Here is a 25018-nt window from a genome sequence, read left to right as displayed (position 1 = left end):
TTCACGTCGCACGCCCCATTACGTGTTACAAAATGCAATGCTAACGATGAAAATATTTAGCATGAAGATTAAACTCATCGCTCATTGAAAAAGCCCTTGCCCCACTTATTCTTGATTGGGAGCGCGCATAACAGTTTAGTGAAAGACCTCAGATGCACTAAATTGGAATACTAAGATCTACTCATGAATGTGCAATTCCCACTAAGTTTGGGGATGAATTAACTTTATGATTATAGGATGAGGACAATTGCGAGACAACATTCAAATAAAGAAGGACTACTACAGAGTAACTTAATTAACTTTCGTTCTCGAGTTAAACTTAACAATGCCTCTATACATCAACATTCAATCACCTTTACTTTTTGCACGCTTCTTATTGAGGTGTATTTCTTTATCCGCAAGCGCTATTGTAGTATCAAGATCGTGTAGACATGAAACTGTTGCAAAACCTATACTAACACGAACGGAATAAACCGAAACACAAGGAAATACTATATTAAACGAACTTAACGATTTAACTAAATTGTCTAAAATATCTTTTTATAATCTATCATAAATAATTGAAGTAAATTTGTCACCACCTAATCTTATAATGGTGCATGGATAGAGAGTACTTCTCTTTATATGCTCAGCAAAACCGACAATTACCTTGTCTCCTATTGCATGCCCATATTGGTCATTTATGGTTTTTAATTCGTCTATATCGAAATATATAACGGTACTGTTGTCAACTTTATTGTGAGTATCCATAATCATTCTTAGATAGTTTCTATTATAAAAGCCAGTCATCATGTCCTTAAAAGCTAACTCATACAAACTTTCATTCCTCGCACTTCTCTCTACGAACCTGAGGGTAGAAACAAACAACTTTGTTGACGTTTTCTTACAAGAAAATAACTTAATACTAAGTTCCGCGTGAAAAAAAACTACCGTTTTTTCGTTGATAGATCTTGTTTGTTTCCATTTCATAAATCACACCACTTAATAAAGATATTCTTATAAAGTGATTAGTACTAAAGCTATCTGGATGACTAATTACCACATTCTCTTTGAATATATCCTGCCCATCGCACCCCAAGATACCAATATATTTTTTATTTATGTATAAAATATTACCACTCAAACCACTAACAATTATAGGCGATACATTCGCGCGTACAAGACTAGTAATAATCTCTCTTAATTATCTAGGACAGTCAAATCAAATCATACTAAATCCTCCATATTAATAACATAACCATAGAAGTTAGAAAGCACAACACATTCACAATGCCTATTTATCTATGTGTATATATTTGTGGCTTGTATTTGTCTGGGGTTTTACTGAGATTTTATTCACAAAATTGAAAAAGGTGATATTTACAAAAATGATAATAAAAACAGAGCTGCTAATCTTTTGTAGTATTGGTAATACGTGCCACAAGCAGTGTGGTTTTTTATAACACTAAGTTCAAAATCGAAGGATGTATGAATGAATAAACTCATGGGAACAATAGTATTGGGATGTGCACTTGTTGGATGTCAGTCAACGGCCGATGGACCAACGGAAGCTTCAGCCGTCGAACCAGCATGTGAAGTAGGTGATGACTATAACGATAAGTCTGCAAGCTGGGATGCATATAAACAATCGTTAATTGATTGTGGAGGTTTTGACATATTCACGGAAGAGGTGGTTTCAGGAGCGAAGGTCTCAAGAGTAAATCGTTCAGGTAAGTATCGCGCATACGAGTTTATGGCTGATGGTACAGGTAAATATACAGGTAAAACTATTCAACCAATCACATGGGTTATTTCACAAGATGGCTTCATTGAAGTTACGTTTGAAGATGGCTGGAAGATGTATTGGGCAATGATGTTAGAACAAGGCACCAATTGGTCTATCAAATTCTATGACCGTGACTCGAAGGATTCTGAACAATATATCTGGGCAGAGAATATGAAAGTTGAAGCTAGGTCATACTAATTATCCAAAACTCTAGTAGGTAGAGTCTAAGTTTCATCTCTACCTACTACTTATTTTGTACGACTAATTATATGCTTAAAGCTTGGTAGATTATCAGAAACATGCTTTATCGATGAGCTTACAATGGATTATTCATAACGAGAGCGATTAAATGGCTCAGAAATCGTTACGCATAAAGTTGCGTGAATACCTTTGGGGAGCCGTATTCACACCAGCGAGTTCCCTTCGCTATGCCAAAGCTCATTGATGGCGAGCTACCAAATTAAGAACAATTACACAATGGAAGACTTATTCCTTTGATATTGCAGCGTTGTATTAATTGGGAATATTTTGTCATACGTGTAATTAAAAATGTAGCTATAGACTAGGGCGAAAATAACAAACCCTAGATCAACAATAAAAGCTTGCAAAATTGAGATTTGAAGTGTGTACGCAATAACGGGGAGGGATAAGGCTAATAATCCAGATTCGAAGAGAAGTGCGTTCAGTACGCGATCTTTTTGCGACTTCTCAACAGACCCTGTTTTCTTTACCATGAAAGCGTCGAAAAGAAGATTGAAAATGAAGTTCCAAACCATTGCTATAATGGATAAGGAAATCGCTGACAATGCAGCTGCTTGAAAACCTGTATGACTTACTAAGGTTAGTATAGGGGTAGCTACTGTTAATAATACAAATTCGAAATAGATTGTATGCCTTAATCGATCTTTAAATTCACGTCCTGTTTTTTTCATAAATTTAACCGTTCCTTGATATTTATCAATTTAGGTGGAGCTTACACTATAGAAATTGATGCGTTAACATTGCGAATAACGACTTCGCTAATAATGTAAACCATTACATAGTTAAATTATTAATGGATGTTGCTAAGTGGCTAATTTTTATAAGACAGCGTAAGGCAATTGATTGACCAAAAGTTAATCAGACAAAATTACTTGATGCTTTTGCCATCACTTGTTAACAGTGTTAATCGAGTGCAGATATCTAAACAAATAACTGAAATACTCAGTTTGAACACTTACTGACTTACTTTTGTCCAAAAACGTTTTAGATGTCGAGTCCGCAAGACCGGTGTGAGCCCGTAAGACTGACCACACCATCACGTTTGCACCAGGGTGTTCCACTTATATTTCTATCTACAGAGGTACATTGGCCGCTCTACTTCAAAGGCTTCACCTTTTTAAGGACTTCATCAAATTTCACCGTCTCAATGTAGTTCCTCAAAGTAGCCAAATCTGCTTTACTGCCATAGGCATCGTAAGTGATGCTTCCATTCTTATGGCCAACAATCGAAGCGGGTACCGCTGCTATAGAACCTCGCTGCTTGAACTGATCGATAAACGTATGGCGGAAACTGTAAAACCGCTTCCCTTCGCCAGTTAAGTCAATGTAGCTAGAAAAATATCTCTTGAACCACTCTCCAAACGATTTGTAATAGCCTTCCTTGTTGCTGTAAGACAGCTCAGGGAACAGCCGCTCATCAGAAGCAAGTGGTTCAATGAATCTCTCGAAGCCCAACTCGATCAGTTTGCTGTGCACTGGTATTGCTCGTCGTGCGCGTTTGTTCTTTAGAGATTGGTCTTCATCTTGATTTGATAGCTGGAAGAACAGTATGTCGTCTCTGAGAACGCAATCCTTGCGTTTAAGCTGAGCAATCTCGTTAGGTCTCATTCCGCTTAGAAGCGCGATTAGAGGCATCCAGTATTGTGAATATTTGGGAATCCGCTTCGTGTAATGTCTTTTGATTTTATGCTCGGTGAAAATGGGTTGACTGAATATTTTTACAAGGTCGTTTTTGCTAAACGATGCAACATTGTCCTCTTCATCTAGCACTGGTCCACCGCTTTTAGATGCCAGACCGCAGAAGGGATTGATAGATTGAATAGGAAAATTGTCTCGTATCCAACTGTAGATCGTTGAGGTTTTCTCAATGTATCTGCCCACTGTCGATTCTGATATCACCTCAAGCCCGGCGCCTTGATTGATTTTAACCCATTGGTGCTTTGGAAAAGCATGGAAGCGTTTGTTGTTAATTTTAGAGTTGGAAACTTTAGGAAACTGTCGTAGTTGTGAGAGCGCATGATCTGCATGGGTGACGTTGATTTGAGTAATATCGTGAACCCCTATGAGCTCATGTACAAGAAGGCACATCTCAATCGTTTTCTGCGCTTCTAGCGCCACACCTTCACTATTCTTTCTTACCCCTAATTTGTTGTTTCGGTGTGTCTGGTATTGTTCGCAATACCACCGTATATCCACCTCACTCGCGCTCTCTGCACCAGTGCTACCTTCTCTTTCATTCACTTTTGAAGTAGTTATGTCGGCAGAGGTATCAACTGCAATGTTTTTTAAGGGGGGATGTTGCTCAAACTCCTCGAAACATTCATCTGGAGCAACTACCGTTAAACTCTCGACAGCGTTTTTCCTTAGTGCTTTCAGTACTTCCGAAAACCGTGAAAAGTCGAAACATTCCAGACTGTTACGAGCTTCCAGCATTAGTTTATAGTGATAAGCGTCTTTTTCACTTTATTCTTAAAGGATTCCTGACAGGTCAAACATTCGTCGTAAATCAGTGCCCACATTTGCTGGGCTCTTGATTCAGGTGATGTGGTGCTTGGATATAGCTTATGAATGCACAGTAGGTCTCTAGATGCGGATAAGGAGAGGGTCTGCTTGTCCTTACCTGACATCAACCTTCGCAGTGCGCCTTGAAGCTTTGGTGAAGCTGAAACCCTTTTGTATGCGTCTACAGCTAGGAACATATCCACTTTCATTCTGGCAGCCAGTTGGCAAGTGACAAGTTCTTTTCCTTCACAAGACGACGGTCGATCTATCGCGTCTTCTACCCTCCAAATGACGTCGATAAGCCGTTTTTCAAGCTCTAGAGCTTTCGAACGAGCCTCTCTTGGCGTCACTTTACCCAACGACCACTTATATTCAAATTGACCATAAAAATAGTCACGAACACGCCGAGGAAATTGGAAACGGAAAGTCCAAGAATGATTACTAGATTGAGTGAGATAGCGCATAGCTCAGTACCTAAGTTCAGTACCAGTCGCGTTTTCTATGCTATTTGAAAGGTGTGGTGCGTTATAACTCGTTGATTACAAATTACTAAACGCTAGATGGGTGGAAGCCCCAGCCACATCCCGGCACACAAGTCACTCGCTGCGGCTGCTTCCTTCCGGACCTGACCGAGTTCACGAGCTATTGTTGCGGGAGGACCAGGGCCTCCATAGATTTTGTTGCGTTGCTTGGTGAAGGGTCACTGTTGCAAGGCGTGGGAGGATTATCAGTTATCGTGACGATGAATGCAAGGCCATCACCGCAAATTTGTACCCTAAGTAGATTAAGTGCTTACAGAATAGTCAAAGCGCCGACACTGTAGTCAATGTCTGCGCTTTATCTTGCTCAAAAAGGGCTTTAGGGCTCTTGCTGTTCTTCATCTATGCTCAGAATGTAGTCGGTCATCCATGCTGTGCCCAATAAACAGAGCCAAACAACAAATACTGGTTTAGGTACTTCTATCGATGGCACTACGACTAAAGCGGCAAAACCTACCGTGGGCAGTGTCCAGCACAACAGTTTGTTCCAACGAAATGTTTTAAGTCTTCCGAGACTTTCCATCGAAGCTAAAATTCCGGTAATACACAAAGATACCAATGCGGCGTATGGCAAACCGGCCGCCCAAATTGGCAATATCAATGCCAATGACCACCAGCTATGCTCCGTTGAACCTTTCCAGTTTCGCGCCGCATACCAAGCAACGAAAACTGAGAAAGCTTGAACAAGTGTCACCATAGGGGTGCCACCTAATTTACCCGCCGATTGGGTGAGCATAATCCCAACATTGAGGGTCAAGACTATGAGCCCTATGATGCTGACGACCCATATATTACTTCGTTTGGAAAACGCGACAGAAAATACTGGGATTAGTATCCAAACCGCCACCGACATCGCAATAGACTGAAGGGGTAAAGTGAGGCCATATACCACCATTGAAGCAAGCAGCATCAGTCCTGCTATGCCACCCTGAGGCAAGATCCACAGCGCAGGGATCATCATCGCTAGCACAGGGATATCCCCTTCGGTAACGCTGATAGTTCTAGCACAAACTACAACAAGTAGACTTGTGATTATGAATTGAAAAACGGAAAATACCATAGCTCCTCCTTATTACCTATCCTTGGCAAAATGAACTAGGACACCTTCAGTATGGATCAATTTAAGGCGCAAATCTTTGCAGTAATTCACCAAATTCCACTTGGAAAAGTCGCGACTTACGGTCAAATTGCAAAAATGGCGGGCTATCCAGGTTATGCACGCCATGTTGGCAAAGCATTAGGTAACTTACCTGAAGGCAGTGCATTACCTTGGCATCGAGTGATTAATGGCAAAGGAGAGATATCGCTAAAAGGAGATGATTTCTTAAGACAAAGAGCGCGATTAATGGAGGAAGGCGTGGCGTTTTCAATCAAAGGTAGGGTTCGTTTGAAAGAATTTGGATGGCAGCCATAACTGCCATCCAGTGATAGGTATTAGCGCACACCAACTAACATCATATTTACGTTTGCTGTTTGGTTCGCGTCTGTGATAACAGGGTATGAGGTATCACTGATAAAACGCAGTTTGCCATCTACTTCAATGCGAGCGCTCACACTATAAGTATGCTTCGCTTTGATATCCGCCATGTCGTAGCTTAACTCAAAATCAAACGGCACTTGTGCACCATCGGTTGTAAAGGTTTGCTCACTGATCACTGTGGCAGCAACGTCTTGTAGCGATACATCTTGAAGTTTCACTGTCACTACGGCATTAGGCGGTAATGCAATACGCTCTCTGTAAGCAATTGTGCCTTTCACTGATGACATACTGTCTTCCATCTTCTTCTGTTGTTCAACTTGAGATGCTGCGTCTGATTGAGGTGCAGATTGACACCCTACCAAGCCTAGACCTAAAGCAATAACCAGCGTGCCGATGAGTGTCTTTTTCATGATGCCTCTCTTGAGTTTTTGATTACGACCTGTGCAAAAAACAGGAACAATATGCAATAAACATATCAGATATACGGTATCTCGCTTAACAAAAACACGCTTTTTTTCAATAAATTCACCCAATTCCTACATTTTTATCTGCTTGACGAAATTGACAGCAAAACCCACACTTGGCTAATAAAGTTATGAATAAAAGATGGGTGCTATGAGTAAACCACTAAGCGATTTATTAGAACTATTACAGCTAGAACAGCTCGAAGTTGACTTGTTCCGCGGGCAAAGTGAGAACCTTGGTTTACCGCAAGTTTATGGTGGCCAAGTGATTGGACAAGCGTTGTCTGCAGCGCGTTATACCGTAGCTGAAGATAGAACAGTTCACTCCTTCCACAGTTACTTTCTCTACCCCGGTGACCCAGAAAAGCCCATCATTTACGATGTGGAAAATCTGAGAGATGGCAAGAGTTTTAGTACTCGCCGCGTCAAAGCCATCCAAAATGGTCGCCCCATTTTCTACTTAACGGCGAGTTACCATGGTGAAGCACCAGGCTTTGAGCATCAAAGCGCCATGCCAGAAATACCAGGCCCGGAAAACTACGCTTCAGAATCTGAATTGGCAGCACGAATCGCTGACTTTCTTCCAGAAAAGCTTCGCAAAGCTTTTTGCGGTGAAAAACCAATTGAAATGCGTCCAGTGACCGTCATCAATCCATTGAAGCCAGAAAAGGCAGAGCCCAAACAATACCTTTGGATTCGTGCAAACGGTGAGATGCCAGACAATCAGCTTATCCACCAGTACCTGCTTGGGTACGCATCAGATTGGGGTTTCTTAACTACCGCACTGCATCCCCATGGTGTTACCTTGTTAACCCCTAAATTTCAGGTTGCCACCATCGACCATTCCATCTGGTTCCATCGTCCTGTGAAAATGGATGAGTGGTTGTTGTATGTAATAGATAGCCCGAACGCTAGTAACTCTCGAGGATTGGTTCGTGGCGAAATTTTCAACCAAAAAGGCGAGCTCATTGCTTCTTCAGTTCAAGAAGGGGTTATGCGCTTTACCGACGAAACGTCACGATACTAATAAAAAAGGCGGGGAATCATCCCCGCCTTTTCGTTCTTACTCTGATTCTCAGGTTAGTGAGGGTACTTGCCCCACTTTCGATTGATTAGATAATTCACCACACGACGAGCGAATCCTGAGTAAGGTGAATGCAAAAAACCAATCGCTGACATCTTGCCTTGGTGCATGATTGGACGCAGTTTAGAAAAAGTCTCAAACCCTTCGCGCCCATGATAATGCCCCATACCACTTGGCCCTACACCACCGAACGGCAAATCATGCTGTGCCACATGAAGCATCACATCATTGATGGTTAGCGCGCCGGACATGGTATTTTCCAACACCGCTTGTTGCAGTTCTTTATCATCAGAGAATAGATACAGCGCCAGTGGTCGGTCACGTTCATTAATGAAATGGTAAACATCGTCCATGGATTTGTAAGTCAGTACTGGCAAGATAGGACCAAAAATCTCTCTGGTCATGACTGGCTCATCGCAAGTGGGGCTTACCACTAAATGTAAAGGAAAACGTCGAGTCTGAACGTCTGGCTCACTTGCTGGGATAAGGTTAATCACCTCGCCCTGCCCTTCCTTCGCAGATTGAAGCGTCTCGTTAAGGCGAGTAAACGACACCTCATCTATCACTGCAGTGTAATCTGGGTGGTCAATAGTTTTATAACGACTCTTCATCACTGATTTCGCTGCTCTAATCACATGCTTGAGCTTGTCTTCCGGCACTAACAAGTAATCCGGAGCCACACATGTCTGCCCAGAGTTATACACTTTGCCGCCAAGAATGCGCTTGAGTGCTTTCTTCACATCGTAATCTGGTGCGATGATGGTTGGAGATTTTCCGCCCAGTTCTAAGGTCACCGGTGTTAGATTCTCTGCTGCCGCAGCCATAACCTTACGGCCCGTAGCACCAGAACCAGTAAAAATAAGGTGGTCAAATGGAAGTTTTGAGAACGCTTGACCCGTCGAGCCAGTTTCGGAGATAAAGCACACTTCATCTTCGGTAAATGCACTGGAAAATGCTTGCGCTAAAGCTTGGCAGAGATGAGTTGAGTTCTCCGACATCTTTACCATGACACGGTTACCCGCAGCCAACGCGGCGGTCATAGGCCCCACAGCCAAATAAAGAGGATAGTTCCAAGGTACGATAATCCCAACCACACCTAGCGGTTGAGGCACGACTTTATTTTTCGCAGGCCAGAACCAAACTGAAGTATGACGTTGTTTTGGACGCATCCATTTTTTTAGCTGCTTTCTGGCATCAATAATGCCATCAATGGAAGAAAAAATTTCTAGCAGCGCTGTTTCTGTTGAAGAACGATGCCCAAAGTCCTTAGCGATGGCTTCACAGATCTCAGATTGATTCTCTCGCAGGATTTTTTCCAGTTTGAGCAAGTTGACGCGTCTGAGTTCACGACTAATACAAGGAGACTCTTTAAATGCGGCTTTCTGTTCTTGAAGTCGCTCTATCATCTGTTGTTCATTGAGTTCAACTGCACTCATTAATGCGCTCCTGTATCAAGTAATGTGTCTAAAAGTTGTTGGCACTCCGGTACCGTCATCTCTTCAGGTACCGGATACTCACCAAACGCTTCCTTAATCGCTTGTTTTGCCAAGCGAGGAATGTCGGACTTCTTAAGCTCCGGTATCACCGTTGGAATATTCAGAGTACGGAGCAACGAATCGACATTTTCAATAAAGTGATGACTGTCTTTATATCCCAAGGCCAACGACAGCTTTGTCAGTCTTGCGTTATCTCTTTGTTCAATAAAGCGAAGTACATGGGGCAATACCACCGCATTCGCCCTACCATGAGGAACATGGTAAAAAGCCCCTAGTTGATGGGCAATTGCATGAACATAACCAATATAAGTTCGGGTAAACGCCAAGCCAGCCTCATAACTCGCTATAGCCATTTTTTCTCGCGCGACTTTGTCACTACCTTGCAGATAAGCAGCTGGAAGATAGTCGAAAATTGCTTGAATTGCGTTGATTGAGCACGTTTCAGTAAAGGTATTTGAATATTGGCTCAGATAAGATTCAACGGCATGAGTTAAGGCATCCGCCCCCGTTTCTGCGGTAATTTGTGCCGGTAAGCCCAACATAATATCAGGGTCTAACACCGCCACTTTCGGGACTAAGAACGGATCGGTAATAGAGCGCTTCATTTTGGACTCTACATCGCTGACTACCGCCGCTACCGTCCCTTCAGAGCCTGTGCCTGCTGTTGTTGGAATCGCAATAATTGGCATCAGTGGACGGTGTACTTTAAGCAATCCCGTCAGCTTAGAGACATCTTTGTTAGATTTCGCACTGCCAGCAATCGCCTTAGCGCAATCCATTGGTGACCCACCTCCGAACGCAATAATGCCATCGCAACTCTGCTGTTTATAACGCTCAACGCCTTTGCGAACCGTGGCAAAGTCGGGGTCAGGAAGGACTTCATCAAACAAACTGTATTCAATAGCGGCGGCGTCCAATGCGGCCAGCATATCATCGAGCAGCCCCAGTTTTCTCAACACTCCATCCGTTACCACTAACGGCCTTTTCACTGAATATTGATGACATAGTGATGGAACGTTAAGTACTTGACCAGAGCCCGACAAGCACTCTGGCTTAGGCACTGGTACCATTTTGATAAACGGTTTTTTTACCGACACCATTAACTGATGCAGCATATGACACTCCTTTGCCTGCCAATTTTGATATGAATCTAGTCTATTTTTATAGAGTTATTACTCAGATGAAGCAAGCTTGATGGCAATAAGTTGAGAGCTTTTACTGAATCAACGTATCGGTAACGCCGTGGTGTACTTCAACGGTTCCATCGCAAATGTAGAGGTCACATTAGACAAACCATCAATGCTATTGACTAGCTTTTTGTAAAACTCATCAAAGCACTTCATGTCTTTAACCAGCACTTTCATCATGTAGTCATACTCACCAGCCATGCGATAAAACTCCATCACTTCCGGAAAAAGTGATGCGGTTTCGACAAATTCTTTATACCACTCATGTGAGTGATCAGTCGTTTTGACTTGCACGAAAGCGGTGAATGACAAGCCGAGCTTTTCTGGATCTAGCAAAGCAACACGTTTATCAATGATTCCTTGATCTTCGAGTTTTTTTAGTCGCTTCCAACACGGTGTAGTTGTCAAATTTACCGCATCAGCTAACTCATTTAGTGACAAGGTGCCGTCCTGTTGTAAAAGTGCAAGCAACTTTTTATCGGTATTATCTATATCCACCAAACTCTCCAAATAGAAAACTTTTCTACTAATTTGCAAAACCACAGACAATATAGCAAAGTTTTTCTCTGGGTATGTAGGTAAATTATCACCATATTAAAAAGAAAATAGGACGCTCAACTATGCACAACGACCAAAAATGGGTAAATGACGCCATCCGTAAAATTGAGGCAGACTTCCAACGCTCAGCCGATACGCACCTCATCAAACTCGATCTTCCAAGCATCGAGGGTATCGATGTTTATCTAAAAGATGAAAGTACACACCCTACTGGTTCGTTAAAGCACCGTTTAGCGCGTTCTCTTTTCCTTTATGCGCTTTGTAACGGTTGGATTGGTCCAAAGACGACGGTTATTGAATCATCATCAGGTAGCACTGCGGTTTCTGAAGCTTACTTCGCGCGCCTACTTGGCTTGCCATTTATCGCAGTTATGCCAAAGAGCACAGCTCGTAAGAAGATCGAGCAAATCGAATTCTATGGCGGTAAAGCTCACCTAGTTGATCGTCCTGACCAAATCTATGCAGAATCTCACCGCTTAGCGAGAGAACTTAACGGCCACTATATGGACCAATTTACCTACGCAGAGCGTGCTACAGACTGGCGTGGTAACAACAACATTGCCAACTCTATTTTTAATCAAATGGAGCTAGAAGATCATCCAATTCCTACATGGGTAGTAATGAGCCCGGGGACTGGCGGTACATCTGCAACAATCGGACGCTTTATCCGTTATCAAATGCACGACACTAAATTGTGTGTTGTCGACCCAGAGAATTCTGTGTTCCATGACTTCTTTAAAACAGGTAATGCTGATATTACCGGTGACTGTGGTAGCAAAATTGAAGGCATTGGCCGCCCTCGTGTGGAACCTAGCTTTATCCCAGGTGTGGTCGATGAAATGCGCACCATTCCTGATGCGGCAAGTATTGCTACCATCCACTGGTTGGAGAAAATGCTAGGTCGTAAAGTCGGGGCATCGACAGGTACTAACTTATACGGTGTGTTGCAATTGGCTGGTGAAATGAAAAAGCGCGGCGAGAAAGGCTCTATTGTCACCCTACTCTGTGACAGTGGCGAGCGTTATCTAGACACTTACTACAACGCAGAATGGATTAATAACAACATTGGCGATCTACAACCTTACACTGACAAGCTAGAAGGCTTCGAAGCGACAGGTGAACTGGCTTAATCTTCAATGAAGACCAAACGCCACTTCGGTAAGCGAAGTGGCGTTTTTGTTTATTCAATTCCTAGCTTTAGACCTCAATTGCAATACGGTGCCAATTTGCCTAACTCAATAGCACTTGTATCCCAATTAAACTCATCATTATCACTCACATAATAATAGATCACACCATTCGGCAACATCACAAACTGTATGCCACCATAGCCCGACATAAACGGAATCATCACCTCACATCCTGAATCAACCATCACAGATTTACCCCACATACTATTGGCGTAATATTTATTAGTGATTGTCGTCGGCAGCGGAGGTGACGTTGGGTCTTCAAATAACGCGATCGCTAGTTCTGCTGGATCCAGTAGTTGTTGACCATTAACGGCGCCCCTATCAATAGAAGTGAACTTAGACAACTTCACAATATCATCGCTCAGGAAGGTCAAACCAAATCCACCAAATGGCATACCTTCACTGTCATAGGTGCGACGGGTGTCTTTCGAACCTTCATCAATACCCAGTGGCGACCAAATATCCGCCACCAGCACGTCATTGAATACATCAAAGCTGCTACCTAACTGACTCTTGGTAAAATTCTGAGCTGCAACGGTTGCAATATAGGTATCGGTCGTGTGATAGATAAACAATGAACCCGGCGCCGACTTACGAGGGTAACGACTTATTGAGTAATCGAGTTTGTCTTGGTGGCCTAGGACCAGAAAGAAGCCAGTATCATTAGCCGTCGAGCCTTCATCACTCATAGAACTTGAGGACAATCTATAATTACCCGTCGCCATATCCAACGCATGGTTCGGTGTTACATCTTGCCAATCCCCTTCTGGATCATTGGCAGTTTCAGGTACGAGTGAAGTCAGGTCAGTATTCATGTAGCCTGGATACATAGCCTCTAGCCTCATCGAAACCGTACCCGCAAATGCGGTTTTAGCCGTTGAATAAGATGGTATTCTCAAGCGATCACAGTACGGGTGCACACCTTGTCGTGTACTGCATTCAGCACGATAGTGAACACCGTTGAAAAACACCCCATAAGCGGTCATATACTCCGGCGTCACACCACTACCAATATTGGCAAGGTTCAAGCCAATAGATGGATAGTCACTAACAAGTTCACTCAAGGCTCGCGTTTCAATTTTCGAGTGCTCATACGCCTGATGCGCTTGTTTGAGCGCTAAGCTGTCTGCGACAGTATGAGGAGTATACGTAGCGGCTACACTTCCCCACATATCAAACTGATAATACAGACATGTTTCAGAGGCGATCTGATAAGCGACCTGACTAACAGATTGATTATCAAAGGTAAACATCATTAGGCCATTATGGACACAATTCGAGTTCTTTTGGATAAGAGAAAACGGAATGGCTGCCCGGCTTGAACCATTGTCCGAGTTTTCTTTCCATACTCTCCCCGGCTCTAAAATGTACTCCCAGTATGGATGAGAGCCAAGATTAATACCGCGTTCTACAGGAATTAAGTGGGTACCACTTTGAACAAATGAGAAGGAGAAGTCAGGAATATGCTTTCTAGGATCATCACCATTCCCAGTGTAACGGAAGGTATCTCTATGCTCGGTAAACTGGCCGACTCCTGCACTCTCAGGGGCGATAAGAGTTAACGTCCCTTCAAAATTATGCTCTGGTTGAGCAGCCTCACTCGGTAATGCAAACGCCTGAGTTGTCGCTAAATAGGAAACTGCATTGCTACTGTTAAGCTCAGAGTAAGTCAGTTGGTTACGACTCACACTCCCACTGCCAGTGAGCGGTTGATAATTCTCCGTATACTCTCCGCTGTTATCTTCAACCCCATAGCCACTTAACGTCACTTGAGCGGTTGGATTTTGAGGATCATTACTATCTAGGCTAAGTGTTCCGGTTTTTAATCCAGATGTCGTTGGCTCAAACTGCACCGTCACATCACAAGAGATGTTGTTATCCAACGTGACTCCATCACAGCTATTATTGACTAACACATAATCCGCGCCAGAAACTTGAGCACTGTTAATGATGAGCGACTGCATTCCTGAATTCGCTACCGAGATTTGCTTTTGAGTTTGACTATCAATCAGCTGGTTACCAAAGTTGGCTTGCTCCGCTACAACAATACTTGGATTCTCTCCGCCCGAATTGGCTGTTCCTGTTACTGACACATTCTCCACATAGCAATGGTCAGCACCGCCCGTTTGCGCTCTAAAACGAAGGGTTAGGTTGTTGCTTGAAGGAATAGTTATCGACGATGGGTAAAAATCGCCACCGTCTTGTCCATTAGTGAGCACTGACACCTGCGTGTAACTGTTGCCATCGTCCGTTGAGTATTCTGCTATACAATAATCAGCTGACTCAAGTAGTCTCGCTGCGAGTAAGTAGTCCACATTAATATCACTATAACCGCTGACGTTTATTACTCTTTCTATTGAACCCGTTTCTTTTAGATAAGCCGATAAACCATCAATAACAACTGTGTCACTGGTGCTGGTATTTCCATAAGCAATCCAATTAGACAACCCCGAATTAAAGTCATCATAAAAAAGCTCATCCGCTACTGTTGGTACTGAATAAAGCACAACAGATACTAGCGAGAGACAGAGAGAAGGCTTCATTCTATTTCTCCAAATATAAAGTCAATGTTCTTCCCTGAATAGGGACTTTATGATTGCCGCACTCTGAAATATTGCACTTAATGTCGCACACAGTTGACGGCTCACAATCGAACTAATAATAGAAAAGCCAAAATACCTGATAGGTACCAGTTGCCACTATTTCGTGGTACCAGCAAATTATTATTCCCCTCAATAACCATCTTAATCTGGTACCAGAAAATAGTGCTAACTGGTACTAAGCCGAGTAAACCGATTCGCCTATTCTCAACGTTACATTAGTTGGGAGAATGAATAATGGAATATATAAATAATAACGAACTGCTCGCTGCATTTAATAATGAAACTGACCATTCTATTGCAGTATATAACCCACATGATGACTCCATTGTGGGATATATACCTTCTCTTTCCATTGAAGACATTAATCACAAAATAGAACGCTCTAAGGTCGCGCAACAAGAATGGCAAACTACCACCGCCAGCCATCGTGCCACTATTTTGAATAAGTGGTTCGAGCTGGTAACTGAGTACAGTGATGAGCTAGCGCAAATCATGACACTAGAACAAGGCAAACCGCTGACCGAGGCTAAAGGTGAAGTGGTTTATGGTGCCAGCTTTATAAAGTGGTTTGCAGAGGAAGCCAAACGTACCTACGGTGACACTATTCCTGCTCCTGCTGCAGGAAAACGACTCATGACCACTAAGCAGCCAATAGGGGTGACCGCTTCCATCACGCCTTGGAACTTTCCTATTGCCATGATCACTCGAAAGGTAGCCCCAGCGTTGGCTGCAGGTTGTAGCTGTATCGTGAAACCTGCGAACCAAACCCCTCTATCGGCTTACGCCATCGCTGAGCTTGCCTATCAAGCTGGTCTTCCCAAAGATCTGCTGTTTGTTATCAATAACCACTCTTCTGTACTGGTTGGCGACCTACTTTGTCACCATGAAGATATTAAGAAGCTGTCATTTACAGGTTCCACAGAAGTAGGCCGAACCTTACTTAAACAGACCGCTGACACCATAAAACGTACGTCGATGGAACTCGGTGGCAACGCGCCCTTTGTCGTCTTTGACGATGCGGATATTCCGGCTGCCGTTCAAGGCGCTATCGCCTCTAAGTTTCGAAATGCAGGACAGACTTGTGTCTGTGCCAATCGCTTTTATGTTCAAGACGCTATCTATGATGAGTTCGTTGATCAGTTTGTGTCTGCCGTCTCACAACTCAATGTTGGCTATGGCTTGGAAGCCGATACCCATGTGGGTCCACTGATTGATAGCAAAGCTAAAGACAGCATCTTAGCGCTGATTTCTACGACGTTGCAGCAAGGTGCCAAGCTGCAATACGGTGGCGATAAGTTATCGGGTAACTATCTACAACCCACCGTCCTGACCGACGTATCCAGCGATATGGACATTGTACAAACTGAAATATTTGGCCCCGTTGCACCGGTGATTCGATTTGAAGATGAAAGCGAACTCATCAAGCAATGCAATGACACCATCTATGGCTTGGCAAGCTACTTCTATACCAAAGATATTCAACGCGCTTTTAGAGTGGCCGACGCATTAGAGTTCGGGATGGTAGGTATCAACGAAGGCATAATCTCCACCGAAGTCGCCCCATTCGGCGGTATTAAACAATCTGGTTTCGGCCGTGAAGGTGCAAAACAAGGGATCGAAGAATACCTAAATACTAAATACATCTGCTTCGGTAATCTCTAACTCTCAGCTAAGGAAAGAATATGAGCAATTTAGACTGGCAAACAAGAAAAGACGCCGTTATTGCACAGGGTATGGGTAACCTTGCCCCTATCTATATTGAGCGAGCCAACAACGCCACGTTAACGGATATTGAAGGCAACCAGTACATAGATTTTGCTTCTGGCATAGCAGTAACTAATACAGGTCACTCACATCCGAAAATTGTCGCTGCCGTCACTGAACAGCTACAACAATTCAGCCACACCTGCGCTATGGTGACGCCCTACACTAGTTTTGTCACATTGGCTGAAAAGCTCACCCAACTAGCCCCTGGAGATTTCGATAAAAAATCGGTGTTCTTAACCACCGGCGCAGAGGCGGTTGAAAATGCAATTAAGGTTGCTCGCGCCCACACTAAACGCAGCGGAGTTATTGCTTTTAAAGGCGGCTTCCATGGCAGAACCAATATGTGTATGGGGCTGACAGGAAAAGTAACCCCCTACAAAGCTGGTTTTGGTCCATTTCCTAACGACATCTACCATGCACCATTTCCCAACGCACTTCATGGCGTTACCGTTGAGCAAAGCCTCGAGGCGCTCAATGACCTACTGACTACTGATATCGAGCCTTCACGTGTCGCGGCTATTATTTTTGAACCCATTCAGGGAGAAGGTGGATTTTACGCCGCACCAAAAGCTTGGACAGATGCAATACGAGTCTTGTGTGACCGACACGGTATCGTACTCATCTGCGATGAGATCCAAACCGGCTTCGCTCGTACAGGGGCGATGTTTGCTTCCAGTCACACTGACTTGGTACCGGATATCACGACTATGGCTAAAGGCATCGCGGGCGGTTTTCCTATCTCAGCGGTGGTTGGCAAAGCCGAAATCATGGACAGCGCTATGCCCGGTGGCTTAGGTGGTACCTATGCGGGATCTCCATTAGCTTGCACTGCTGCTCTCAGTGTTTTAGACATCATAGAGCAGGAACAATTATGTCATCGCGCGGTCGAAATCGGACAACAGTTTAATGACAAACTCAACGCTATGCGCAGGGAGTTACCTTGTATTAGCGAAGTGCGACAAGTCGGCGCCATGATTGCGATAGAGCTCGACAATCCGAGAACTGGAGAACCACTTGCACACATTACTAAGCAATTAGTGACGGCTTGTGTGCAGCAAGGAGTGATCATTTTATCTTGTGGAGTTAAAAGTAATGTCATCCGTTTTCTACCGCCCCTGACCATTGAAAGGGACGACATTGAAAAAGGACTCACAACGGTTTACAAATGCCTTACAAAAATCACTAATCAAAACTTGACGCTGTAGTTTTACTGCATTTATTCACCAACCAACTAACCATATGAATTAAATCTACATTTGGAATCTGAGTCACGTATTTACAGTTGTGAATCAGATTCCAATACAACGCGCGATCTTGGTCTCGGAAAATAACATTTTGTTAACCAATACTGTTGATAAGATAATCAATCGTTGAGGTAAGCAGTGTTAGAGAAGTACATTCAAATCGACCCCAATTTATCCCTGTCACTGCAAGACCAAATCAAAACCGGTATTACGCATGCGATCACCAGCGGCTTTCTGGATAGATCGGTGCCTATCACCTCTTCTCGAAAGCTGGCCACCAGCCTCAAAGTATCTCGCAACACCGTCCTTCGAGTGTATGAACAGCTTAATGCTGAGGGTTTTTTTGTTTCGCGAGAGCGTAAGGGTTACTACATAAACCCCGAACTAAATATTAAGCCTAAGCCTCTTACTACACGCGACCAACAGCAGACACTGCCATGGAACAAATACGTCAAGCTCACCACTCTTGATTCACCGCCCTCTCCTCAAGAGCTGAGTGAGTATCCTTATCGCTTTATTCATGGAATGGTCGATGAGACCACCTTTCCCGTGGCTGAATGGCGTAAATGCGCCATTCAATCGTTGAACAAAATCAACAGCAAACGCTGGACTTCCGAGTTTGAGAACTACGATGAACTGATTAAGCAAATTCGCACTCGTGTCCTGCCTCGACGAGGAATCTTTGCACAGCATAATCAAATAATGGTTACCATGGGAACTCAGCACAGTTTAAACTTGATTAGCCGCTTGTTGACCGACCAAAGTACAACGGTTGGTATCGAAAATCCGGGATACCCAGAAGCAGTAAATCAACTAAGTGCAAAAACAGATCGTATCGTCCCAATTGATATCGACGAACAGGGAGCAGTAATTAATGAGTCATTGCACTCATGCGATTTGGTTTATGTCACCCCGAGCAATCAGTTCCCTACCACAGTGCGAATGTCAAAACACAGAAGACAAGCTCTGCTTCAAGCTGCTGAGGAACACGACTTTCTGGTGATCGAAGACGACTTTGAGCATGAAACCAACTTTATTGATGAAGACATTCCAGCACTAAAAAGCGAAATTCATAGTGAGCGTATTATTTACCTCTCGAGCTTTTCTTCTACTATCGCTCCAGGTCTGCGACTTGGCTTTATCGTTGCCGCACCTCAGTTCATTGAGCTGGCTAAACGGCTTCAACAGCGCAACCATACTTGCCCGCCTAAAAACAACTGTCAGACCCTAGCTCTGTTTCTTAAATTAGGCTACTACGATTCATTAATACATCGACTGCTGACTCGCTATCGCAGTAAATGGCTTACCATGGAAAAGGCGCTTAATTTCTACTTTCCGCAATCAGGGGTAGCCTCAGCATTATCTGGTACCGCATTCTGGATCGACTACAAACCCGGTTTTGACGCAAACCGGCTGGCTAACGTGGCGCAGCAACACGGGATTTTGATCAATTCTGGAGAGAAGTACTATTTTGCTAACGCCAAGAGAAATGGTATTCGGCTGAGTTTCAACTCCATCGACGAAAGCGATATTAGGGAAGGCATAAAACGCCTAGCGCTGCTTGCTCAACACATTATGCCCGATGACTCCTTAGAAACAGTAAAAGGACAACGACTTAAGGCTGATGAAGTCAGGGAGGTGGTCGATGATTACATCATCTGCACGACTGACTGCTTTAACATTCCTTATAAAGTGACTTTCCAGCAAGATGGTCGAATGCACGGTATGTCCAACCGCCCAAATGATGAGGATGAGGGGTATTGGTGGTTAGAAGAAGACACCTTGTGCATTCAGTGGAAGAAATGGCAATTTTCCGACGTACGAAGACAGAAGTTGATTCGCCATAACAATACCTTGTATCGGTTTGACGAAAATGGTCTTTTGGTATCGAAAGGGACTCTATTACCAAAAGCATCAATACCATCCCATTGAGTAAAATGATCGCTGAGATAAATGTCACATATTTGTTAACTGGATTTCATATCTATTAAAGAAAGGTCTTACCCAACATTCTATAGCAAATTATTTTACCGCTCAGTATCTTATATATATCGCTACCTAGAACTTAAAACCAAGAATATCAACCGATATTTCACATAATTCAGCATAAGTAACTACAAAAATAACAAAACAGCGAGTGTAACTCACCAAGATAATTCTGTTTTATATAAGCCAATTCGTTGAACATATTTATTAACAAAACTGGATCCAACGATAACGACAACTGGTACTACTCGATAGTTAACCTGAGCGCTATTTTTTAAATGTCTTGAACAGGAAGTAAATAAACAAGGCCTTACTCTGGTCAAATGATTACAAGGAAGCATTATGTTACTACGCAAACATAAATTGACTGCTGTTGCGCTACTGACGCTCGCTACTGGCTTTACTCATGCCTCTGCGCTAAACACCGCAACATTTGCTACATATACCGATATAAAAGATTGGGATCCTGCCATTGCCTTTTCTACCGAAGTCATCATGCTTAGCAACGTTTACGAACCATTGGTCTGGTATAACCCTCCGGGTTCAAAAGAAACCTTCAGTCCGGCACTAGCAAAAAGCTGGAACGTAAGTGAAGACGGTTTAACTTGGACGTTCCAACTGAGAGAAGGTGTGCAGTTTCATGACGGGACACCCTTTAATTCTCAAGCAGCCAAATCTTCTATCGAACGTACGGTTTCTATGAAAAAAGGGGCTTACTATATTTGGCCTAAAATGGATATTTCCACACCCGATGCCAATACCTTAGTCATCAAAACAGAGAAACCATCGCCTATCGATCTTATCGCTTCGTCACAGTATGGCGCTTATATCTACTCACCCGCTGCTGCAGACAAAGGCACAGAATGGTTTAATCAGGGTAATGCAGCAGGAACTGGCCCTTACCAAGTGACTCAGTGGGAAAAGGGTCAACAAGTCATTCTAGAGCAGAACGAGCAGTACTGGGGTGGTTGGCAAGACGAGCAACTCGATCGTGTGGTGCTAAAATACGTTTCAAACCCAGCGACGCAAGTACAGATGATCAAAGCAGGTGATGCCGACTTTATCAGCTTACCTTCTGCTGACCTAGTGGAATCACTCGCAAAGCATCCAGATGTTAAAGTAATTGACACTCCCTCATGGAAGAACTCACAGTTCTTAATCAATACTCAAAAATACCCAACGGATAACCTAGAGTTCCGTAAAGCATTACTTCATGCTTGGGACTATCAATCTGTGGTTGAATACATCTACGCAGGAGGAGCAACCATTCCTAGCGGTATTGTTCCCGGTACCATGTGGGGTGCTATCGAAGGTCAGGAAAGCCCAGCCTTCGACCTTAAGCAAGCCAAAGCATTATTGGAACAATCTGGCATTCCGAAAAAAGACTGGGTTCTGGATGCTGCCTATATCAACTCTTCAGAAGCCTATAAAAATGCCCTGCTAATGTATCAAGAGAATCTACGCCAGATTGGTGTGACGCTGAATCTAAAGCCGGGCCCTTGGGGTAAGATCTGGAACGATGCGAAGAATCTAAAAACCGCACCGAACCTTCAGTCTATGACATGGTGGCCAACTTACGCGACACCTTCAGATTGGTTGATTGGTCTGTTCAAAACCGAAGAATCACCGTCGTTTAACTTGTCTCACTATTCTAACGCCAACTACGACTCTCTTGTGGACAAGGGTGTAGCCGCCGAGCCAACGAATAAAGCTCAGGCTTCTAGCTATTACCAGCAGGCACAACAAGTGCTCATTGATGATGCCGTCGCTATCTTCTACGCCGACTTGAAAGGCCGCATCATTCATCACAAAGAGATTGAGGGCGTCACGCCAAACCCAGCCTACGCGGCCACGTTCTTCTATCAACTCTCAAAATAATCAACGAGCAGGAGCTCAGAAAGAAGTACCGAGCACGGTACTTCTTTCTCAACGTCATTGAAGACACAGTGGTAAGTAGTTATGAGAAATTACATTTTTAGACGCTCGTTAACGCTAGTTGGCATCATGGTCGGCATTTTGGTTATTACCTTCTTTTTAACCAGAGTGCTACCTTCGTCTCCAGTGGAAATGATGCTCGGAGCCAAACCCACAGCGGAACAAATCGCTATCGCCAAACAAGAGTTAGGGCTGGATAAACCGTTATGGCACCAATTTGTGTCCTATATTTCCCAAGCCGCCACAGGCGATTTCGGCAAGAGCTTACGTACCGGCCAAGAAGTTAAATCCGAAATTATTAAGCATATGATGGCGACCATTGAACTGGTCACCATTGCTATTGGTATTTCATTATGTACTGGTATCCCACTTGGTGTATGGGCAGCGATTCGAAATAAAACGCCAGTCGACCAAATGGCGCGTGGCGTGTCTATTGTTGGTATCGCGATTCCATCCTTCTTTCTCGCCATCTTGCTACAAATGCTGTTTTATGGCGTCTTAAACTGGTTTCCGCTGCAAGGAAGAATTGATTCTCATATTCTAATCGATGCGCAGTTTACTGCAGTTACAGGGCTGTTCACGGTAGATACTTTACTGGCTGGGGATTGGGTTGCCTTTAAAAGTGCGGTCCAGCATTTAGCCTTGCCCGTGCTCACCCTTAGCCTCGCCACGTTTGCCATTTTTGTTCGAACTACACGCAACTTAATGGTGGAGGTGTTGAGCCAAGATTACATTCGCACTGGTCATGCGTTTGGATTGAGTCACTCCAAGATTTATTTCTTCTATGCGTTAAAAGCAACACTCGTCCCGTTGTTGACTGTTATTGGCCTGACCTATGGATTTATGTTGGGCAACAGTGTGATTGTAGAGTCCATCTTTGATTGGCCCGGTATAGGTCGCTACGTTGTCGAATCTGTCATCACTAACGACTTTCCTGCTGTTATGGGGGTCACCTTGATCCTGTCATCGAGTTATTTACTGGTGAATTTCGTCATCGACCTACTGTACTTCACCGTCGACCCAAGACTGTCTCCTGAGGTGTAATATGAGTAAATCATCCGCACACGTTGCAAGTATTGCGTTAACCGCAAATTCAGAGCCTGTCGCACAGCATCTGTGGCAGACTCGCGTTCGTAAGTTTTGGTACAACGCTAAAAACAATCCGCTACTTTACATTGGCGCGTTTATTTTTATTTCTCTGATTGTCATGGCGGTCTTTGCACCTTGGCTAGCGCCTTATGACCCTGCAAAAATGAATTTTGCCCACAAGCTGCAATCGCCTAACGCGCTTCATTGGTTTGGCACGGATAACTTAGGAAGAGACATCTTCTCCCAAATTCTTTATGGTGCCCGAACCTCTCTATCCGTCGGTATTATTACGGTGATATTAGCGCTTGTGATTGGCTTACCCATTGGTCTGGTCGCAGGCTATGTTGGTGGTAAAGTTGATGGCTGCTTAATGCGAATCTCCGATGTGTTTCTCGCCTTTCCTCCCATGCTCTTACCTATCTGTATGATAGCGATACTTGGTCCAGGGCTATTGAATGTGATGTTTGCCATCGCCCTATCATGGTTCCCGTGGTATTCAAGGATACTGCGTGCAGCGGTGATTAGCGTGCGTAATGAGCAATATGTGTTGTCTGCTCAAGCTGCTGGCGTCGGTCATTTAACGATCATGTTTAAGCACCTCCTTCCTAATGCCATGACCCCTCTATTGATTCAAGTTTCTATGGATTTTGGGTACGTGATCCTCTGGGCAGCGGCATTAAGTTTCTTAGGTCTGGGCGCTGTCCCTCCAACCATTGAGTGGGGATTAATGATAGGCAATGCACAATCGTTGTTCCTTGAATACTGGTGGACCGCCGTATTCCCAGGCTGCGCTATTTTTGTCACGGTCTTGGCTGCCAACTTATTAGGTGATGGTTTACGAGACGCACTTGATCCAAAATTCAAAGGGAGAGATTAGTATGACCGATTCTCTATTGTCCGTACGCAACCTTAGCATTCAATTTGAGAACTTCTCCTCAACTATCCATGCCGTTAATGGATGCAGTTTTGAACTCAACCGTGGCGAGATCCTTGGCTTGGTAGGCGAATCTGGGTGCGGAAAGTCCCTCACTTCAACCGCCTGCCTCGGACTACTACCAGATAACGCCATTCTTAATGGTTCGATTTGTCTTGAAGGTCAACCCCTTGAGTTGCTTTCTGCACAAGAGTGGGCACGCGTTCGTGGTGACGATATAGCGATGATATTCCAAAACCCGATGACGGCTCTAAACCCCTACTTCACCATCGAACAACAAATGGCTGATATTATTCTTGCTCACCGCAAAATCAGTCGCAAAAAAGCCAAGCTCGAAGCAATACGGTTGCTGGACATGGTTCACCTTCCAGAACCAAAACAAGCGGTAAAGAAATATCCACATCAGTTTTCTGGTGGCCAATTACAACGAATTATGATCGCCATCGCGTTAAGCTGTGAGCCCAAAGTCCTTATCGCCGATGAGCCAACAACAGCACTCGATGTCACCATTCAAGCACAAATCATTTTGCTGCTGCGCGAACTAGCCGAAAAACAGAACATCAGCATTTTGTTTATTACTCATGACCTATCCGTCGTGGCATCGCTATGTGACCGCGTGGCGGTGATGTACGCCGGAACCATAGTTGAACAAGGCCCTATCGAGTCACTGTTCAATCACCCTATGCATCCCTATACCAAAGGGCTACTTAATTCCGTCCCAGCGATTGGTTTAACCCATGAATTGTACGCCATACCTGGTTCTGTGCCTGACATGAGAACAAAACCTCGAGGTTGTGCTTTTGCCTCCCGTTGCCATACTGCCACAGATCTGTGTCTAAGCGCTGCGCCAGAAGCCAAACAATATAACGCGCATCAGGTCCTGTGCTTTCATCATCAACCACCAAAACAGCCGAAGCAAATTGCTTAATTA

Annotated in this window: 22 protein-coding genes and 1 other RNA gene; 11 read left to right on the top strand and 12 right to left on the bottom strand. The window is 43.9% G+C overall.

What is annotated here, in order from left to right; genetic code table 11:
- Positions 1-540: 540 nt before the first annotated feature.
- Positions 541-969 carry a GGDEF domain-containing protein gene (locus HW45_RS30045; protein ID WP_038229859.1) on the bottom strand — a complete coding sequence of 143 codons (429 nt, stop codon included), beginning with the start codon at positions 967-969 and terminating at the stop codon, positions 541-543.
- Positions 905-1123 (bottom strand): hypothetical protein, encoded by a 219-nt coding sequence (locus HW45_RS30385; protein WP_160171227.1) that lies wholly within the window; start codon positions 1121-1123, stop codon positions 905-907. The genes HW45_RS30045 and HW45_RS30385 overlap by 65 nt, the downstream gene beginning before the upstream one ends.
- A 348-nt stretch (positions 1124-1471) precedes the next feature.
- Here HW45_RS30385 and HW45_RS22280 point away from each other — a divergent pair, with 348 nt between their 5' ends.
- Positions 1472-1963 (top strand): hypothetical protein, encoded by a 492-nt coding sequence (locus tag HW45_RS22280; protein ID WP_038229857.1) that lies wholly within the window; start codon positions 1472-1474, stop codon positions 1961-1963.
- Between the two features lie 272 nt (positions 1964-2235).
- Here the strand turns inward: HW45_RS22280 and HW45_RS22275 are convergent, their stop codons facing one another.
- The 5 genes from HW45_RS22275 to HW45_RS22260 all read right to left on the bottom strand — a co-directional run bounded on the left by HW45_RS22275 (position 2236) and on the right by HW45_RS22260 (position 6127).
- Positions 2236-2697, bottom strand: a complete 462-nt coding sequence (locus HW45_RS22275) for a PACE efflux transporter (RefSeq protein ID WP_038229856.1) — start codon at positions 2695-2697, stop codon at positions 2236-2238.
- A gap of 424 nt (positions 2698-3121) precedes the next feature.
- On the bottom strand, positions 3122-4459 hold the full coding sequence (locus HW45_RS22270; protein ID WP_038229854.1) for a site-specific integrase: 1338 nt from the start codon (positions 4457-4459) through the stop codon (positions 3122-3124).
- On the bottom strand, positions 4459-4992 hold the full coding sequence (locus tag HW45_RS22265; RefSeq protein WP_038229853.1) for a DUF4102 domain-containing protein: 534 nt from the start codon (positions 4990-4992) through the stop codon (positions 4459-4461). The genes HW45_RS22270 and HW45_RS22265 overlap by 1 nt, the downstream gene beginning before the upstream one ends.
- Positions 4993-5096: 104 nt before the next feature.
- An RNA gene (gene ffs / locus HW45_RS29050) (signal recognition particle sRNA small type) lies at positions 5097-5193 on the bottom strand.
- A gap of 193 nt (positions 5194-5386) precedes the next feature.
- Positions 5387-6127 (bottom strand): hypothetical protein, encoded by a 741-nt coding sequence (locus HW45_RS22260; RefSeq protein ID WP_038229851.1) that lies wholly within the window; start codon positions 6125-6127, stop codon positions 5387-5389.
- Between the two features lie 51 nt (positions 6128-6178).
- On the opposite strand from HW45_RS22260, the gene HW45_RS22255 reads away from it, so the two are divergent.
- On the top strand, positions 6179-6481 hold the full coding sequence (locus tag HW45_RS22255) for an MGMT family protein (RefSeq protein WP_038229849.1): 303 nt from the start codon (positions 6179-6181) through the stop codon (positions 6479-6481).
- A gap of 20 nt (positions 6482-6501) precedes the next feature.
- On the opposite strand, the gene HW45_RS22250 is transcribed toward HW45_RS22255, so the two are convergent.
- Positions 6502-6957, bottom strand: a complete 456-nt coding sequence (locus tag HW45_RS22250; protein ID WP_006071391.1) for a YbaY family lipoprotein — start codon at positions 6955-6957, stop codon at positions 6502-6504.
- Positions 6958-7162: 205 nt separating this feature from the next.
- On the opposite strand from HW45_RS22250, the gene tesB reads away from it, so the two are divergent.
- Positions 7163-8038 (top strand): acyl-CoA thioesterase II, encoded by an 876-nt coding sequence (gene tesB / locus HW45_RS22245; RefSeq protein ID WP_038222333.1) that lies wholly within the window; start codon positions 7163-7165, stop codon positions 8036-8038.
- Positions 8039-8091: 53 nt separating this feature from the next.
- On the opposite strand, the gene HW45_RS22240 is transcribed toward tesB, so the two are convergent.
- From HW45_RS22240 to HW45_RS22230, 3 genes are all read right to left on the bottom strand, one after another.
- Positions 8092-9531 (bottom strand): coniferyl aldehyde dehydrogenase, encoded by a 1440-nt coding sequence (locus tag HW45_RS22240; RefSeq protein ID WP_038229847.1) that lies wholly within the window; start codon positions 9529-9531, stop codon positions 8092-8094.
- A complete protein-coding gene (locus HW45_RS22235; protein ID WP_038229845.1) occupies positions 9531-10706 on the bottom strand; it encodes an iron-containing alcohol dehydrogenase in 1176 nt (391 codons plus the stop codon). Before HW45_RS22235 ends, HW45_RS22240 begins: the two co-directional genes overlap by 1 nt.
- A gap of 108 nt (positions 10707-10814) precedes the next feature.
- Entirely contained in the window at positions 10815-11276 is a 462-nt protein-coding gene (locus HW45_RS22230; protein WP_006071395.1) for an Lrp/AsnC family transcriptional regulator, read from the bottom strand.
- A gap of 122 nt (positions 11277-11398) precedes the next feature.
- Between HW45_RS22230 and HW45_RS22225 the strand changes: the two genes are divergently transcribed.
- Positions 11399-12466, top strand: a complete 1068-nt coding sequence (locus HW45_RS22225) for a PLP-dependent cysteine synthase family protein (protein ID WP_038229843.1) — start codon at positions 11399-11401, stop codon at positions 12464-12466.
- Positions 12467-12540: 74 nt separating this feature from the next.
- Here HW45_RS22225 and HW45_RS22220 read toward each other — a convergent pair whose 3' ends face one another.
- Positions 12541-15072: a choice-of-anchor D domain-containing protein gene (locus HW45_RS22220; RefSeq protein ID WP_038229841.1), complete on the bottom strand. Its 2532-nt coding sequence runs from the start codon at positions 15070-15072 to the stop codon at positions 12541-12543.
- Between the two features lie 294 nt (positions 15073-15366).
- On the opposite strand from HW45_RS22220, the gene HW45_RS22215 reads away from it, so the two are divergent.
- From HW45_RS22215 to HW45_RS22185, 7 genes are all read left to right on the top strand, one after another.
- Complete coding sequence (locus HW45_RS22215) at positions 15367-16794, top strand: NAD-dependent succinate-semialdehyde dehydrogenase (protein WP_038229839.1); 1428 nt, start codon at positions 15367-15369, stop codon at positions 16792-16794.
- 20 nt (positions 16795-16814) lie between these two features.
- Positions 16815-18104, top strand: a complete 1290-nt coding sequence (gene gabT, locus HW45_RS22210) for a 4-aminobutyrate--2-oxoglutarate transaminase (RefSeq protein ID WP_038229837.1) — start codon at positions 16815-16817, stop codon at positions 18102-18104.
- Positions 18105-18281: 177 nt separating this feature from the next.
- Positions 18282-20075, top strand: coding sequence for a MocR-like pyridoxine biosynthesis transcription factor PdxR (pdxR, locus tag HW45_RS22205; RefSeq protein WP_038229835.1), 1794 nt, complete (start codon positions 18282-18284; stop codon positions 20073-20075).
- 396 nt (positions 20076-20471) lie between these two features.
- Positions 20472-22007 (top strand): ABC transporter substrate-binding protein, encoded by a 1536-nt coding sequence (locus HW45_RS22200; RefSeq protein WP_051868298.1) that lies wholly within the window; start codon positions 20472-20474, stop codon positions 22005-22007.
- A gap of 81 nt (positions 22008-22088) precedes the next feature.
- Positions 22089-23108 (top strand): ABC transporter permease, encoded by a 1020-nt coding sequence (locus HW45_RS22195; RefSeq protein ID WP_038229833.1) that lies wholly within the window; start codon positions 22089-22091, stop codon positions 23106-23108.
- Between the two features lies 1 nt (position 23109).
- Positions 23110-24030, top strand: a complete 921-nt coding sequence (locus HW45_RS22190; RefSeq protein ID WP_081875879.1) for an ABC transporter permease — start codon at positions 23110-23112, stop codon at positions 24028-24030.
- A gap of 1 nt (position 24031) precedes the next feature.
- On the top strand, positions 24032-25015 hold the full coding sequence (locus tag HW45_RS22185) for an ABC transporter ATP-binding protein (RefSeq protein WP_038229831.1): 984 nt from the start codon (positions 24032-24034) through the stop codon (positions 25013-25015).
- Positions 25016-25018 lie beyond the last annotated feature (3 nt).

Source organism: Vibrio sp. ER1A (assembly GCF_000733315.1).
Classification (GTDB): domain Bacteria; phylum Pseudomonadota; class Gammaproteobacteria; order Enterobacterales; family Vibrionaceae; genus Vibrio; species Vibrio mediterranei.
Note: the sequence above shows the minus strand (reverse complement) of the source record. Positions and strands in the feature narration are given on the sequence as shown.